13 protein-coding genes are annotated in these 15155 nt (G+C 70.3%); 2 read left to right on the top strand and 11 right to left on the bottom strand.

Annotation, left to right across the window (positions count from 1 at the left end):
* Window positions 1-55 precede the first annotated feature (55 nt).
* The 9 genes from AMYAL_RS0137425 to AMYAL_RS0137385 all read right to left on the bottom strand — a co-directional run bounded on the left by AMYAL_RS0137425 (window position 56) and on the right by AMYAL_RS0137385 (window position 9029).
* Window positions 56-487 (bottom strand): SRPBCC family protein, encoded by a 432-nt coding sequence (locus tag AMYAL_RS0137425; protein WP_020636424.1) that lies wholly within the window; start codon window positions 485-487, stop codon window positions 56-58.
* Between the two features lie 76 nt (window positions 488-563).
* Complete coding sequence (locus AMYAL_RS0137420) at window positions 564-1190, bottom strand: hypothetical protein (protein ID WP_020636423.1); 627 nt, start codon at window positions 1188-1190, stop codon at window positions 564-566.
* Between the two features lie 136 nt (window positions 1191-1326).
* Window positions 1327-1857, bottom strand: coding sequence for a hypothetical protein (locus AMYAL_RS0137415; protein WP_020636422.1), 531 nt, complete (start codon window positions 1855-1857; stop codon window positions 1327-1329).
* 101 nt (window positions 1858-1958) lie between these two features.
* Window positions 1959-2615, bottom strand: a complete 657-nt coding sequence (locus AMYAL_RS0137410) for a response regulator transcription factor (RefSeq protein WP_020636421.1) — start codon at window positions 2613-2615, stop codon at window positions 1959-1961.
* Window positions 2594-3661 (bottom strand): hypothetical protein, encoded by a 1068-nt coding sequence (locus tag AMYAL_RS0137405; RefSeq protein WP_020636420.1) that lies wholly within the window; start codon window positions 3659-3661, stop codon window positions 2594-2596. The genes AMYAL_RS0137410 and AMYAL_RS0137405 overlap by 22 nt, the downstream gene beginning before the upstream one ends.
* A complete protein-coding gene (locus tag AMYAL_RS0137400) occupies window positions 3654-4757 on the bottom strand; it encodes a sensor histidine kinase (protein ID WP_020636419.1) in 1104 nt (367 codons plus the stop codon). The genes AMYAL_RS0137405 and AMYAL_RS0137400 overlap by 8 nt, the downstream gene beginning before the upstream one ends.
* Window positions 4758-4781: 24 nt before the next feature.
* On the bottom strand, window positions 4782-5681 hold the full coding sequence (locus AMYAL_RS0137395; protein ID WP_026467764.1) for a TolB family protein: 900 nt from the start codon (window positions 5679-5681) through the stop codon (window positions 4782-4784).
* Window positions 5678-6892 (bottom strand): MFS transporter, encoded by a 1215-nt coding sequence (locus tag AMYAL_RS0137390; protein ID WP_020636417.1) that lies wholly within the window; start codon window positions 6890-6892, stop codon window positions 5678-5680. Before AMYAL_RS0137390 ends, AMYAL_RS0137395 begins: the two co-directional genes overlap by 4 nt.
* 16 nt (window positions 6893-6908) lie before the next feature.
* Window positions 6909-9029 carry a metallophosphoesterase gene (locus AMYAL_RS0137385; RefSeq protein WP_020636416.1) on the bottom strand — a complete coding sequence of 707 codons (2121 nt, stop codon included), beginning with the start codon at window positions 9027-9029 and terminating at the stop codon, window positions 6909-6911.
* Between the two features lie 190 nt (window positions 9030-9219).
* Between AMYAL_RS0137385 and AMYAL_RS0137380 the strand changes: the two genes are divergently transcribed.
* Window positions 9220-10119 carry a helix-turn-helix domain-containing protein gene (locus tag AMYAL_RS0137380; protein WP_020636415.1) on the top strand — a complete coding sequence of 300 codons (900 nt, stop codon included), beginning with the start codon at window positions 9220-9222 and terminating at the stop codon, window positions 10117-10119.
* A gap of 71 nt (window positions 10120-10190) precedes the next feature.
* A complete protein-coding gene (locus AMYAL_RS47170; protein WP_051137600.1) occupies window positions 10191-11855 on the top strand; it encodes a choice-of-anchor A family protein in 1665 nt (554 codons plus the stop codon).
* Here the strand turns inward: AMYAL_RS47170 and AMYAL_RS0137360 are convergent.
* The gene (locus AMYAL_RS0137360; protein WP_020636411.1) at window positions 11852-12730 is read right to left on the bottom strand and encodes a DUF2268 domain-containing putative Zn-dependent protease; all 879 of its coding nucleotides are present in this window, start codon (window positions 12728-12730) and stop codon (window positions 11852-11854) included. The two genes, AMYAL_RS47170 and AMYAL_RS0137360, sit on opposite strands and share 4 nt — an antisense overlap.
* A 114-nt stretch (window positions 12731-12844) precedes the next feature.
* The gene (locus tag AMYAL_RS48085) at window positions 12845-15058 is read right to left on the bottom strand and encodes an RCC1 domain-containing protein (protein ID WP_051137599.1); all 2214 of its coding nucleotides are present in this window, start codon (window positions 15056-15058) and stop codon (window positions 12845-12847) included.
* Window positions 15059-15155 lie beyond the last annotated feature (97 nt).

Raw genomic sequence — 15155 nt, 5'->3', positions numbered from 1 at the left:
CCGGCCACTCAGCCTGCCGACTCGCTCCGGATGTCATGAACGACCCTTGCGTGACCTAAAGCGCTTCGAGAGCCTTCGTCATCTCCGGCACCAGCTCATCGCCCATTTTCTCGAACTGCCGCTTCAGGAAGGGGTCCGCGAGTTTCGCCAGCCCGTGGAACTCGATGGTGGCGTGGTAGCTGATGGTCGTCGTGCCGTCTTCTTCGGTCACCGTCAGATCGTCGGTGGAGGTGGCGGTCTTGTTGTCGCCGACGAACACGATCCGATCCGGCTCCAGCCGGTCGAGCCGATAGGTGAGCTCGGTCTTCTTGCCGCGGAACTCGGACACGTTGTGCCACCGGGCCCCGACGATGATCGGGCCGGTGTCGGCGCGGGTGCAGGACACGGTGCCGGGGTCCCACGCCTCCGCGTGCGCGAAGTCCTTCAGATAGTCGACGACGGTCTGGGCGGGGGTTCGGACGGTGATCGTCCGGTGCACGTGGACCACCCGGTCAACGGTACGCACGGGCCCCCGGCCCCGCAGCGCGACCGGCGCAGGCGGGGAAGGGGGCCTTCACAGGAACCTACTTCTTCCAGATGACCGGCTTGTCCTTGTACGCGTCACTGTCGGTGTAGGTCGCGCCGCCGACCTCGTCGCCGTCCTTGATGGCCTGGAGACCGCAGGTCTCGAAAGTCGCGCCGACGGTCTTGAAGTCCTTCTTCGCCGTCTCGGACTGGCACTTCGGGGTTTCGCCGGTGATGATCACGCCGGTGCTCTTGCCGTCCGCGCCGACCGCGCGCAGCCGCACCGAGCTGTAGGTGAGGTCGGTGCCGCCGACGTTCTCCACCGACATCCGGATGTACACCGGCGTCATGCCCTTGGCCTTGTCACCGTAGGCGGCGAGGTCTTCCTTCGCGCCCAGTTCGATCGACTTGACGGTGATCGCGATGGTGCCGGCCTTGTCGTTGCCGTACTTGAACGGCACGACGGCGCGGTCGCCGACCTTCAGTTCGCTGCCCGGAGCGGTGGCGTCGGCGTTCGAGACCGGGACGGTGCCGCTGGTCGCGGGCGAGGACGCGGGAGCCGACGACGTCGGAGCGGGCGCGGGCGCGGGAGCCGGGCTGCCCGCCTCCTCCTTGCCGCCGCACGCGGAAAGCAGCAGCACGGCGGCGCAACCGGTGGCGGACAGGGCGATGCGGTGGGACTTCATGGATCTCCTCGGACTTCTCGCCGAATCGGCTCCGGCGTGCTCGCCACGCACCGTAGTCGACACGGGAGTACGGCGGTGTGGGCCGTTCGCACCACAACCGATCACGAATCGATTGCGCTGATCAGCCCAGTCGTGGTCACTTCTTCCAGATGACCGGCTTGTCCTTGTACCCGTCACCGTCGCTGAACGTCACGCCGCCGACCTCGCCGCCGTCCTTGACGCCCTGGGTGTCGCAGGTCTCGAAGGTCGCGCCCGCGGTGGCGAAGTTCTCCGGCGCCTCGCCTTTGCAGGCCGGAGTGCCGCTTGCCATGATCACCTTGGTGCCCTTGCCGTTCGCGTCCACCGCGCGCAGGGACACGTCGGCACCGGAAAGGTCCGTGCCGCCGACGTTCTCGATCACCATCCGGACGTACACCGGGAGCGTGCCTTCGCCCTTGTCCTTGAACTTGGCGAGGTCTTCCTTCGGCCCGATGTCGATCGACTTGACGGTGATCGCGATGGTGCCGGACTCGAATGGGACGACCGCGCGTTCGCCGACCTTGAGTTCGCTGCCGGGCGCCATGGTGCCGTCGGCCTTGACGGTCTTCCCGCCCTCCTCACCGCACGCGGAAAGCAGCAGCGCGGCGGCACAGCCGGTGACGAACAGGGCGGTACGGGCGGACTTCATGGATCTCCTCGGACTTCTCGCCGGATCAGCTCCGGCGTGCTCGCCACGCAGGGTAATCACCGATGCGGTCCGGCGGTGTGGCCCGTTCGCACCACAGCCGATCACAAATCGCTCACGCCGATCAGCCCGTCCTGGATCGCCCGCGCGACGAGCGCGGCCTTGGTCGGGGCCTCCCGGCCGATCTGGGCGTATTTCACCCGGATCCGCTCGAGATGCGAGTTGACCGTGTTCGGCGAGATCCCCAGCCGGTGCGCGACGAAATCCTTCGACTCGGACTGGAACCACTCGATGAGCACCTCGGTCTCCCGCGCGGACAGGGCGGGACGCCGCTCCGAGCGGTCCCCGGCCAGCGCGCCCGCCAGCGACGGCGGCGTGTACGACCGGTCGGCCGCCGCCGCGCGCACGGCTTCGAGGAGGTGCTCCGCGCCCTCGGCCTTGGTGAGATAGCTGAGCGCGCCGAGTTCGAGGCACTGCAGGACGGTCTCGTCGTCGGCCCGCATCGAGTAGACGACGACGCGGCGGCCCGCCTCGGTGAGACGGCGCAGATCGCCCATCGCCGGGGTGGTGCTGTTGAGGTGCAGATCGAGGATGACGACGTCGGCCCGCGCGCCCTCGCCGATCCAGGCGGCCCGGACGTCCTCACCCTCGGCCACGACGGTGACCGGCGGGGTACCCGACGACAGCCAGTGCACGACCCCGGCCCGTACGGCCGGATGATCGTCGACGACCACCGCGGTCAGTTCGGTCGCGAACGCCATTTCGCCTCCATCCACGATCGTTCTCCGAGTGCGTGCCATTCGACGTCGACGCCACCCGATCCGTTCGCCTGCGCGCCGGGTTCACCGTCGGTGATCGCCGCGACCCGGATCTCGTCGCCGGTCCGCAGGACGCTGACCCTGGCCTGGGACCGGGCGGCGGCCAGCGCGGTCATCAGCGGGCCGGTCAGTTCGCGGCGGACCGCGGTCGGCACGGGCGCCGGTTCGCCGCTGACCGCCAGCGTCACCGTCAGGCCCCGCCGCTCGGCGAGGTCGACACACGCCGAAACCTCGTGCACCAGCGGGTCGCCGACGTCGTCGTTCTCCGCGAACAGCCGCCGCAGCTGCGTCGCGGCGAGCGTGCAGCGCTGCCGGACCGTCTCGTCACGCGGGTCCAGGGTGCGGTCGGCCAGTCCGGCGAGCAGCGGCAGGGTGGCGCCGAGCTGACCGGCGAACCGGCTCCGCTGGTCGGCCTCCCGCTGTTCGGCGAGCGCCTTGCGGTGGGCCTGCCGGTCCCGTTCGGCCGAGGCCTCCGCGGCTTCGCCCGCCCGCCGGTTGACGACCCTGATCAGCGTCAGTGTCGCGGCCTGGAAGGCGAGCACGCTGAGCCCGACGATCACCGCGCTGCCGATCTCGCCGCGATCGGCGGGCGCCGCGCCCTGCCGGACGAAGGTGAGTGTCATCTGGAGGACGAGCGCGGCCATCGCGAGCGCGGGGCGGTCCAGCAGCAGCACCAGCAGATGCCAGCCCGCGAGGCCGGACGCCCAGTCCCCGTCACCGAACAGCTGATCCGGGGGCAGCGCCCAGATCGCGGTCGCCGACGCGGCGAGGACGACCACCGCTCCGGGGAGCGCGACCGGCCAGGGGACCGGCTTCCAGCGCAGCACCCACCAGGCCGCCACGACGAGCACCGCGGCGAGCGCGGTGAACGCGATCCGGCTCGCGGGGCCGTCCAGCCGGATCAGGCTGAGCCCGACCTGGATCACCGCCGTCGCGAGCAGGACCGCGATCCGGCAGCCGCCGAGAACCCGGTCCGCGGTCTCATTCATGGGGCCACACCAGATCCACCGTGGTCCCCGCACCGGGCGCGGAGGTCACCTCGGCCCGGCCACCCGCCGCGGCCATGCGCTCGAGGAGCGAGCCCCGGACCCCTCGCCGCTGCGCCGGGGTCGCCGCCGGGTCGAAACCGCGGCCTTCGTCCCGGACGGTCACCCGGACCCCGTCCGTCACGGTCAGCCGGGCCTCGCCGACACCGGCGTGCCTGTCGACGTTCACCAGCGCCTCACGCACGGCCCGGACCAGCGCGAGCGCCGCCGACGCCGGGATCGGCGGGACCGGCGACCAGATCGTCTCGACCTTCACCGGGCTCTGCGCGAGGACGCCGCGCAACGAGGTCTCGAGGTCGACCACGCTGCCGGGACCGGATTCGCCGGTGAGGATCGCGAGATCCCGGCGGGCGTACTCGGCGACCGCCGCCGGGTCCGCGGTTTCGCCGCGCTGGGCCACCGTGAGGAAGGTGGCCGCCGCCGTGTCGTGCAGGACGGCCAGATACTCCCGTTCCTGACGTCGTCGTTCCACCGCAAGGGATTCCTCGCGTGCCAGGCGGGCCCGGCGTTCGCGGAGATGGTCGATCCGGCGCGTCGTGCGTGCCAGCAGGAGGAAGGCGCCCCTGGCGAGCGAGGCTTCGAGCAGCACCCGCAGCACCACCGAGAAGCCGTCCTCGAAACCGAGCGGCACCACCTCGATCGCCAGCAGGCAGGCGACGGCGGGCACGGTGATCTTCGGCGGCCACTCCCACTGGAGGGTGATCGCGGTGATCGTGAGGACATTCAGCGCCCACTGGTTAAGCTCGCCCGCTTCGGGCGCGGTGAGGAACTGCGTGCCGCAGATCGCCGCCGCGCGCACCAGCGTCAGCGCGAGCGCCACCGGCTTGCCGCGGCCGGTCTTCCCCGCCAGGTGCTCGGCCACCGCGGTGCCCAGTGCCAGCGCGAGCAGCCCGAAGGAGAGAGGGAGCGCGCCGGACGGCGTCGCGAGGACGCCGAAGACGCTGATCACCACCAGCCCGGCGCCCCGCGCCGGACCGGCGAACCGGCCGACGACCGTCAAGAACTCCGCTTCGACGGAGGTTTCACGATCTGACGGCACGGCAGCAGTCAAGCAGGCAAAGGGTCACCGCACCACCGCGGGGGAGGAGGCGGCCGGGCGGAGCAGGACGGGTGCGCCGGTCCCGTCGGCGGGCACCTGGTAGATCGCTTTGTCCCGTCCATAGGAGACGGTCCGGTCGTCGAGCCATTGTGGCTGGTCGTCCAGATGCGCCGGGTCGGCGAGCGGGACGTCGCGATCGTCCACGAGGGACAGGACGTGCAGCCGCCAGCGGTCGCCGTCGCGGAACTTGTAGGCGACGCGGGTGCCGTCCGGCGAGAGCGACGGGCATTCGACGTTGCGCCGCAGCGCGGTCAGCGTCCGGCCGCGGAGATCGCCCCGCACCAGCCAGGTACCGTCCGCCGACCTGGCGGTGGCGTAGAACGTCCGATCGTCCCTGGCGAAGGTCACTCCCCAGTAGTTCAGGTCCTGTCCCGTGTACGGCTTTCCGTCCACGATGAACGTGAAGTCCTCCAGTGAGCCGTAGTGGCTTCCGGTGCCGAGATCGAAGATCCCGGCGGTGGTGGAGAACGTGCCGACCCCGCCCAGATAGGAGTCGCCGGCGCGGAAGACCGTCCAGCTCACGAGCCGCCCGGAAGGGGAGACCCGGACTCGCGACGGCGTGCCCCATTCGGAGATCCGCCGCGGTTCCGCTCCCGGTTTCGTGACGATCAGCTCGGCCTGGTCGGGCACCGCCGTCGCACGCAGGCACGCCAGGGTTCCCGCCGCGACGTCCACGCGCCGGCAGGACGGCCCGACGCGGTCTTCCTGCCGGACCCGGCCCGCCTCGTCTACGTACAGCATTCCGCCATGGGCCAGGTCCAGCTGCTGTTCCGCGACCGCGTCGCCGGAACGCAGCCCGACGAAGGCAGCCCCGGCCGCCACCGCCACCACGATCGCCGCGATTCCCACCCTTGTCCGTTTCATTTCACCCTCGTTCCGGCCAGCACCGATACCAGCAGCACCACGGCGAAGATCGCGAACGCGGGCCGCACCGCCGTCTCCGCCGCCAGCGCGCCGAACACCACCGCTCCGGCGGCCCTGGCCAGGGTCTGTCCTGTTTGGACGAGGGCGAGGCCGGTGGCCCGCAGGGACTCCGGCACCAGCGGCGACGCGTGCGCCATCAGCACCCCGTCCGTGCACGCGTAGAACACGCCGTGCGCGGTCAGGACGACCGCCGCGACCGGCCACCCGCTCGCCGAAGCGGCCAGGACGACGTACGCGGCGAGCAGGACGACGTGGCCGCCGAGGAACACCTTCCACCGCCCGACCCGGTCGGCGAGACGTCCGATCGGCGACGCCAGTGCCATGAACGCGAGCGCCGTCGCCAGCGGTAGCAGGGGAAGCGCCGCCGACGGCAGCCCGGCGGACTGCTGCACACCCACGAACAGGAACATGTCGCCGACGGTGCAGACCCCGAGCAGCGCGGCGGCCAGGCACGTGCCGCGGAGACCGGGCTGACGCAGCAGCGCGAAACCCGCCCGCAACCGCACCCGTGACCGCTCCACCGTCCCGGCGGGAGCGCGGACGAACACGGCCAGCACGATCACCGCGATCACGGCGAGGCAGAAGCTCACCCCGAACACCGCCGGATAGTCGCCGACGAGGACGGTCAGGAGCCCGAAGGCGACGATCGGCCCGAGCAGCGCGCCGGCGGTGTCCATCGCGCGATGGACACCGAACGCGCGGCCCAGGCCGCCGTCGGGGGTGGCGAGGGTGATCATCGCGTCCCGCGGCGCGGTGCGGATGCCCTTGCCCGCGCGGTCGGCGCCGATCACCAGGCCGATCGCGCCGAGCGAGGACCCGGCGGCGGGGAAGGCGAGTTTGGTCGCCGCCGAAAGGCCGTAGCCCACCAGGGCGACGGCCTTCGGACGGCCGAGGCGGTCGGCGAACCAGCCGCCCGCCAGCCTCAGCAGCGCCGTCGCGCCCGTGTAGAGCCCGTCGATCGCGCCCAGCTGCAGATAGCCGACGCCGAGCCCGTAGACGAGGTACATCGGGAGGACGGCGGTGACCATCTCGGCGGACATGTCCGTGATCAGGCTGACCACGCCCAGGCCGAGCACGGTGGCGGGTACGGCGTGCTTCGCGCGTCCGGCGGGCCGGGCGGTGTCAGCGGAGCGAACGGTGGAGAGGTACATGTCCGGCCTTCCCGCGCTACGCGGTGACGCGGACGTCGTCGACCGCGGACTCCCACAGCGACGGCGTGCTCGCGTCGGCTGCCTCGACCACCAGCCGCACACTCCGCCCGGCGTACGACGACAGGTCCGCCGTGCCGCTCTGCCAGGCACCCGCGACCTCGGCCGCGGAGCCGAGCTTCTCGAACACCGTCGTCGGCGTGGTGCCGTCGAGCACGCGGAGCCGCAGATAGTCGTCGGCGGTCGCGTTGTCGCCGTGGGCGAAGGTGTAGGAGAAGGTCAGCTTCCCGCCCGCGGGCACGGTGAACGCCGGCGAGGTCATCGACGAGACCCCGCTGTCGAGGTCGTTGGCGCCGTATTCCGACCCGGCCGCCCGCCCGGTGACCAGGCAGTTCACGCCGCTGGTCGGGTCGCCACGCTGTTTGACCTGCTTGCTGTAGGTCGACGTCGTCTGCTCGGGAACCCCGCGCTCCCATTTGCCCGAGGTGGCGGTGTCCGTCCCGGCCGTGTCGACCTGCCAGCCCTGGTCGGTCTCGAAGTCGTCGGCGAACGCCTCGCCGCCGCCCGAGCCTACGCTGACCGCCACGTTCGCGGTCCGGCTGACCGAACCGGAGGACCCGGTGACCGTGGCGGTCGCCGATCCGCTCGCGGACGCCGACGCGCTCAAGGTCAGCGTCGCCGTCGCGGTGCCGTTGGCGGGCGGGGTGACCGACGAGGGCGAGATCGTGCCGGTCACCCCCGAGGGCAGACCGGACACCGACAGGGTGGTGGCCGAGGTGAAGCCGCCGGTGCTGCCGACGTTCACCGAAACCGACGCCGTCCCGCCCGGCTTCACCGATACCGACGACGGGCTGGTGCCGAGGGAGAACGCGGGGGAGGAGACGCCCTTCTTGCATTTGCCGGTCGCCGTGTCGGTGAAGGTCCGGCCGGACACCGGCACGAAGTCGCTGCGGTAGTCGCTCGCGGTCAGTGTCAGCTTGCTCAGGCCGAAGGTGTTGGTGCTGCCCGCTTCCTGTTCGGCGGCCGACGATTTGTCGAACTTGTAGTAGCCCCGGCCGCCGGTGCCGATCAGCAGCTGGCGGACACCGTTGACGTCGTCGCGTTTCCCGTCGGGCCGTGACGGCGCGAACCGCTGGTAGTTGTGGTCGTGACCGACGACGATCAGGTCCGCCTTCGCGTCGTAGAGCGTCTGGAAGAACGGGTTCACCGAGGTGTCGTCGCCGTGGGTGCCGCGGCTGAACCGCGGATGGTGGAAGAACGCGGCCGTGCACGGTTTGGTGCTCGCGGCGAGGTCGTTCTTCAGCCAGGTCACCTGGGTCGAACCGGTGCTGTGGGTGATGTTGGAGTTGAGCGCGACGAAATGCCAGTCACCGACGTCGAAGCTGTAATAGCCCTTGCCGCGTTCACCGGCCCGCGCGCCGAAGTAGTCGAAGTAGCCCGACGCGCCGGAGGTCTTGTACTCGTGGTTGCCCGGCGTCGGGTAGCTGATGGATTTGAACTGGCCGTAGTGCGGGTCGTAGTTGTTCTTGTAGTCCGACGCCGTGCCCGACTCGTAGGCGTTGTCCCCGGCGAGGATCAGCGCCTGCGGGTTCATGTTCTTGATCAGCGGGGCGGTCTGGTTGCACGAAGACCCGCAGACGTCGCCGACCGCGGCGACGGTCGTGGTCGCCTCGGCGAGCGGCCGGTCACCCGCCTGATAGGAGTCGATGGCGAACCGGCTGGCGGGGTCGGACAGCGCCGCCGTGACCCGCACGCAGTCACCCTCGAAGGCACGGGTGTGGAACGCCTTGCCAGGCCAGTGCCGTGCGGTGAGCGTGAACGAACCGGCGCGGCTGCCGGTGAGTGTCACGGAGTCGTTGCCGCGCAACGCGAGTTCGGTGAACCGGACGCGTAACCACTGCGCGCCGGTGGCACAGACGGACCGGGCCGAGGCGGCCTGGGCGGACACCGACGCGGGGCCGCCGGTGACACCCGCTTCGACCAGTTGCGGAACCTGATCGGCCACAGCGGGCACCGCCGGTGGCGCGGCTTCGCCCGGCTGTGCTTGCGCGGCGACCAGGAAGGCCCCGGCCGCGAGAGCGGAGGTCGCGATGGCGAGCGTCCGGCGCGGCCATCGTCGCTGTCTTGTCACTGAGCGCATGGGAATCCTCTTCCGGCTATGAAGGGAGGACGATCAATTCGGGAATCCGCAACGAATTCCGGGATTCCTCCGACCATAATCACGGCCGGTGCGGCGTCAACGAAAAGCCGTTCAGGACGCTGGACAACTCTGAACGGCCCAGGGTTCACCCGACGAAAGTCGGGCGTTTCGGGCGGTACGCTGCGCCTTCATGACGAGCACCCTTCCGGCGGAATTCGGGTCCGCTCTGCGCGCCGCGATCGAGCGAAGCGGCCTGAGTCTCAACGAGATCAGCCGCCGTCTGCGTGCGAGGGAGACGCCGGTGAGCATCAGTGCGCTCAGTTACTGGCAGAACGGGGAGAACCGGCCCGAACGGGCCAGTTCACTCGCCGCCGTCACCGCGCTGGAGGCGATTCTCGGCCAGCGGCCCGAAACGTTCACCGGGCTGCTGGGCCCGCGGCGGCCACGCGGCAAGGTGAACCATCGCGCGGTGGCCTACGACCAGGTGTGGGGCCGTCCCGAGACGATCGCGCGCGCACTGGCCAAAGTGGACGCGACCCCGGAGGAACTCGACACTCCGCATCGGCTTTCGCAGTACGTGTCGTTCCGTGTCGACGGAGATGGTCACGAAGAGTCGATGCGGGTCCGTCGGCTGGTCCGCGCCGATCACGACGGCACTTCCCGGTTCCTGTTCGTGATCCGCTGTTCCAGTCTCAGCAGGGAACCGGTGGTGCTGTTCACCGAGGGCTGCCGCCCGGCCCGGTTCCGCGCGGACGTCCCGTCGTCCACCTGCGCCTTCGAATTCGAGCTGGATCGGACGCTGTCGGCGGGAGAGCTGGCTTTCGTGGCGTTCGGCGTCCGGTTCCCGCCGGGACAGACCGGGGAGCACGCGCAGATGGCCATCTTCCGGCCAGCCAGGGATCTGGCGTTGAGCATCACGTTCGATCCGGACTGTCTGCCCCGGCGTTGCGTCGCGTTCTTTCAGCCGCGCAGCGCCGCGCCGCCGGAAGAACGCGGAGAAATGGCCTTCGACCAGGGGAGCCGCACTTTTCAGTTCATCACCCTCGACCCGCTTCCAGGGCAATACGGAATTCGGTGGAGCTGGACCTGAAACCACCCGGACGGGGGTATTTGGCCTTTCCGATTATGTTCATCCGGTCGATGGGCACAAGAATCGCCCCCATGCGTGCAAGGCGATTCGCCTCTGTTTCTGCCGGTGCCGCCGCCGCGGTGTGCGTGGCGGCTCTCGTGGTCACCGACGGCGCGGTCGCCGCCCCCTTGCCGGGCGGACTGGGACCGTGCGTCGGATCGTCCTGTCCTGGCAAATACCCGCCGGTGAACAATCAGGACTACCCCGGCCGCGACAACGGCATCAACGTCTTCGTCGGCGGGGAATTCCAGGTACGCGAAGCGGCGGCGGAAGCCGAAGGGCGAGTCGTCGTCCTCGGCAATTTCGACATGCAGAAACGATCAGGCGCCTCCGCCATCTACAACGTCGGCGTCGCCGGTGTCGGATCACGGGTCCCGCCGCCGGACGGCGCCGACTTCCTGACAACCGGGGGCAACGTCAGCGTCGCGGCGGAACAGCGGCTGCTCGCGGAAGACGGGGTCGTCCGGCACGCGGGAACCGTCACCGGGACGGTGACCGGCACGCTCGTGAAAGACCCCGACGCGGCGAAACCCTACGTGGGCCTGCGCGAGGATCTTCAGGTGGCGAGCAAGTGCTACGCGAGGGAAGGCACCACGCCGCGCCCGGCCACGGGCACGGCACGCAACGAGGGATACCGCACCCTGTTCACCGGGGACGGGAAATCCGCGTTGCAGGTGTTCACCGTCGACTTCGACCTGACCGGCGCCACCGGCGGCATGCAGGGGATCGAGTTCGAAGGCATCCCGGCCGGGGCGACGATCCTGGTCAACATGGTGGGTGCCGCCCGGACGATCAACACCTTCACCGGTGACCTGAACGACCAGGACCCGCTGAACAAGCTGCGGGAAAAGCTCCTGTGGAACTTCCCGGACGCCACCAGGGTGAAGATCGCCGGCGGCGCCCAGTTCCAGGGCAGCGTGCTGGTCGGCGAGCCGGGAAGCACCGCGACCGTCACCGCGGCGGGGATGAACGGCCGCTTCTTCACCACGGGCTCGCTGGTGCACAGCTCCGAGGCCACCGGTGGTGGCGGGCAGGAGTTCCACGCCTACCCGTTCACCGGTGACCTGCCCGAATGCGGCAGCACGCCGACGACCACGCCGAGCAGCTCCAGCTCCACGTCCACCTCGTCTTCGTCCAGCTCCACCAGCCCGACCACGACCAGCAGCTCGCCGACGAGCAGCAGCTCGACCACGACCAGCAGCAGCTCGACCACCACGAGCAGCAGCACGTCGACCAGCAGCTCGCCCACGTCGACCTCGACCTCCACCTCGCCGACCTCGACGACGTCCACCTCGACCGCGCCGACGTCGACCACGTCGTCGAGCCAGCCGAGCAGCACCACTTCCAGCAGCACGTCGTCCAGCGCGACGTCGTCGAGCCCGACCTCTTCTTCGAGTTCGAGCAGCAGCGCCACCACGTCGTCGAGCCCGACCAGCTCGAGCAGCGCGCCGTCGTCCAGCAGTACCTCGCCGACCACCAGCAGTTCCTCGAGCACGACGCCGGGGCCAGGGGTGACCACGTACACGACACCAGGTCAGCCCGGAGCGACCACGCCGGGCGGCGGACCGACCGACAGCGGCCCGCTGGCCTCGACCGGTAGCGACATCCGCGGTCTGCTGGTCTCCGGCGGATTCCTGCTGCTCCTCGGTGGCGCGCTGGTGGCGCTGACGATCCGGTCGAGGCGCCGCGAGTCCTAGGCGAGCGCGGTGTCGATGACGTCGCGGCGGTCCGCCAGCAGGGCCTCCGCGGCGGTGCGGCCCGTCGCGGCCAGGTAGGCGTCGACGAGCCGGTTGCCGACCGCGTACCCGGCGCCGGTCGGCAGGCCGACGGGAGTGCCGCCGTAGCGGGCGGCGGTCTCGTCGCCGTGCACCCAGGCGGTGAAGTTCCGCATCCCGGTGATCTCCAAACCGGAGACGACCTTCGCGAACACCGCGTCGTCGTGCAGATGCGGCACGCCGATGCGGGTGTAGCCGAGTTCGTCGCCGTACAACTGGCGGGCGAACGCGTCGGCCAGCCCTTCGGACACGATCTGCTCGCCGACGGTGACCGTCGCCGGAGCCCAGATCACCCCGCCGGGGCTGTAGCGGAGGTTGTGGTTCAGCTCGTGGACCGCCGTGGCCTCCAGCCGCGCCAGGTTCTCCGGATACGGCCAGAAGTTGAGGTGGAGGTAGCCGGAGACGCTCCCGTTCGCCGTCATCCCCAGGTTCGGGCCCATGAAGTGCCCGTCGCCCGGATCACCTAGCACGGTGAGGACGGTGATGTCCGGGACCGTGATCCCCGGCGTCGCCGCGAGCTGCGCGGTGACAGCGTCGTCGAGCGCCCGCTGGATCCGGGTCCAGGCGTCGGCTTCGTGCAGGGCTTCCAGCGCTTCGAGGCAGCGTTCTTCGTCGCGGTCGAGCGGGAAACCTGAGCTCATCGCGTGCATCGCCACGAGGTCGACGTCGCCGGGGAAGTAGCGGTACATGCCGGCGGCGGGCTCGGCCATCGCCTTGAACAGTGCGGCACGGTCGGCCCGCGGCGCGCGGAGGATCTCGCGGATCGCGGGATAGGTGTCGAGGACCTTGATCGTCATGGAAGTGACGGTAAAGCCTCCAGCGGGTGGAGACTCAAGTCCTCGAGACCGGCTCCCATCCGGGAGCACCGCCGGTCCGGCCGGGCGGATCCGGACCGGCGGGTATTCGGCCCGCTACCGCAGCGCGAGACCGTCCGTGACGGCCTTGACCCCGCTCAGACCGGGAATCTCGACCGGCACCGTCGTGTAGTACGGATAGCTCATGACGGCACCACCCAGGCCGAAACTGTCGTTACTGCCCCAGCCCAGGACCGTCCCGTCGGCGCGGACGGCATAACCGCCCCGGCCGATCGCCTTGGCATCGGTCACGTCACGCACCTGGACCGGGGTCGGCGACGCGCAGTTCGAGCTGCAGTCCGAGCCGTTGCCCAGTCCGCCGCTGCGGTTGTCGCCCCAGCCGAAGACGGTCCCGTCGGATTTCAGCGCGAAGGCGCGCGCCCAGGTACCGGTCACCGAGGTGACCCCGGTCAGCCCGGAAACCTGGACCGGGACACGGGAGAAGCAACCCGACGGGGCCGTGCACGTGACTCCGTTGCCCAGCTGGCCCTCGGCGTTGTCGCCCCAAGCAGTGACCGTGCCGTCCGTTTTCACGGCGTATCCGTTGCTGCCGGAGGTGGCGCCGAGCGTCTTGATCCCGCTGAGCCCGGAGACACGCACCGGGGTGGAGGAGCTCGCGGCGGTGGAGCCGTTCCCCAGCTCACCGCGGGTGTTGCCGCCCCACGACCACACCGTGCCGTCGGACTTCAGCGCGTACCCGGTTTCCCTGGCCGCCGCGATGGCGGTGATCCCGGTCAGCCCGGCGACCTGGACCGGCACGACGACGTTCTGGCCCCACTGCCACACGGTGCCGTCGGACTTCAGGGCGTAGCCCTTGGCGTCGCCGCTCGCGATGGCTTTGACGGAAGTGAGCCCCACGACGGGGACCGGCGATTGCGAGGTGGTGGCGCCACCCGCCCACCAGCCGTTGCCGAGCCGCCCGCTCCCGGTGTCGCCCCATGCCTTGACGGTGCCGTCGGCACGCAACGCGAATCCGCTGTCGGCCCCTCCGGCGAGCGCGACGACGTCACTCAAACCGCTGAACGGCTTCATCGTCACCGGGGACGCGTCGCCCTGCTCCCAGGAGTAGGAACCCCAGGTCGTCACGCAGCCGGCCAGGCAGTCGGCGGGCGGCAGGGTGAAGTAGCCGGACAGGTCGGCCGTCACGTCGATCGAGCCGGCGCGGTTGTGGATGTAGGTCGTGCGCATGACATCGCCCACGGTGCCGGGCGACCCGAAGATCGCACCGACGAGCGGGGCCACCGCCACCGAGATGGTCTGTCCCGGAACCACGTGCACGCTGGGCGGCGGCTCGCTGCTCGACCGGTTCTCCCAGGCGGTGATGGCGGTGTTCGTGGTCGCCGAGTACCCGGTCAGGTTGAGCGCCAGCGCGAGCGCGTTGGACGGAATCGACGGCTGGAGCCGGTAGGAGAGGTCGCTCTTCGGGCCGATCTTCTTGGGCTGCCCGTCGAACACGCCCAGACCGCTGCGGCTGTCGAGGACCCGTTCGGGCGCCACCGGGGTGAAGAGCGCGCCGTAGTCACTGGCGTAGAAACCGACCATGTCGGCTTCCACCTGCACCGTGCCCGCCAAGTTGTACAGGTCGATCGAGCGGTTGGCGCCGATCTTGACCGTGATCAGGTTCGAGCCCTGACCGCCTGGGTACGCGGAGACGCTCGACATGGTCGGTCGTGGCGTGGCGGCGGGAGAAGCGGTGACATACGTGGCCACGGTGGGCTGGCTCAGCGTCAAGCTGAAGGTGACCGCGGTGGCCGTGGCCGGGACCTTGTCGGTCAGGCTCACCCGTGTCGTGGCGTTGGGGCCGATCGAGGAGATCGGCAGCGGCATGGCGCTCACCGGCGTGTACCGCGAACCGGGCGCGGTCGTGTAGTAGCCCATGATGCTCGCGACCAGATGGGTCGACCCGGACTCGTTGTAGAAGTCCAGCGTCCGGTCGGCGCCGACCTGCACGGTGACCTGATTGGACCGTCGCTTGCCGTTCTGCACCAGCAGGTTCGGCAGACCCGGCCGCGCGGTGCCGTGCGGGAAGACTGTCACCGCGGTGTCCGCGGTCGGGCCTTCCGCCCAGAGGTTCAGCACGATCGCGGTGGTGCCTTCGGGCGCGAGGCCCGCGGCGCTGCCGGTGACTGTGGTGCGCGCGCCGACCGGTCCGACCGGGACCCCGACGCCGCGGACGGTGTCCAGGAACCGGGTCGGCTGGACGGCGGTGAAGCTCGACGCCGGTGAGCTGAGGGCCGTCGCGGGCGCGGCCTCGGCCGCGAAGCCCGTCACAGCCGAAGAAAGCGTGAGGATCCCTGCGGCCAAAGCCGCCACTCGGGATCTGAAAGTCGACAGTGGACGCGAAGTCTCCAGTGCAGGACTCATGTAC

The organism is Amycolatopsis alba DSM 44262 (assembly GCF_000384215.1).
Taxonomy (GTDB): Bacteria; Actinomycetota; Actinomycetes; order Mycobacteriales; family Pseudonocardiaceae; genus Amycolatopsis; species Amycolatopsis alba.
Note: the sequence above shows the minus strand (reverse complement) of the source record. Positions and strands in the feature narration are given on the sequence as shown.

Excerpts from the sequence above, each read along its gene's own strand:
- AMYAL_RS0137420 (WP_020636423.1), bottom strand. The coding sequence starts at position 1,190 with ATGAAGTCCCACCGCATCGCCCTGTCCGCCACCGGTTGCGCCGCCGTG.
- AMYAL_RS0137415 (WP_020636422.1), bottom strand. The coding sequence starts at position 1,857 with ATGAAGTCCGCCCGTACCGCCCTGTTCGTCACCGGCTGTGCCGCCGCG.
- AMYAL_RS0137410 (WP_020636421.1), bottom strand. The coding sequence starts at position 2,615 with ATGGCGTTCGCGACCGAACTGACCGCGGTGGTCGTCGACGATCATCCG.
- AMYAL_RS0137405 (WP_020636420.1), bottom strand. The coding sequence starts at position 3,661 with ATGAATGAGACCGCGGACCGGGTTCTCGGCGGCTGCCGGATCGCGGTC.
- AMYAL_RS0137395 (WP_026467764.1), bottom strand. The coding sequence starts at position 5,681 with ATGAAACGGACAAGGGTGGGAATCGCGGCGATCGTGGTGGCGGTGGCG.
- AMYAL_RS0137390 (WP_020636417.1), bottom strand. The coding sequence starts at position 6,892 with ATGTACCTCTCCACCGTTCGCTCCGCTGACACCGCCCGGCCCGCCGGA.
- AMYAL_RS0137385 (WP_020636416.1), bottom strand. The coding sequence starts at position 9,029 with ATGCGCTCAGTGACAAGACAGCGACGATGGCCGCGCCGGACGCTCGCC.
- AMYAL_RS0137380 (WP_020636415.1), top strand. The coding sequence starts at position 9,220 with ATGACGAGCACCCTTCCGGCGGAATTCGGGTCCGCTCTGCGCGCCGCG.
- AMYAL_RS47170 (WP_051137600.1), top strand. The coding sequence starts at position 10,191 with ATGCGTGCAAGGCGATTCGCCTCTGTTTCTGCCGGTGCCGCCGCCGCG.
- AMYAL_RS0137360 (WP_020636411.1), bottom strand. The coding sequence starts at position 12,730 with ATGACGATCAAGGTCCTCGACACCTATCCCGCGATCCGCGAGATCCTC.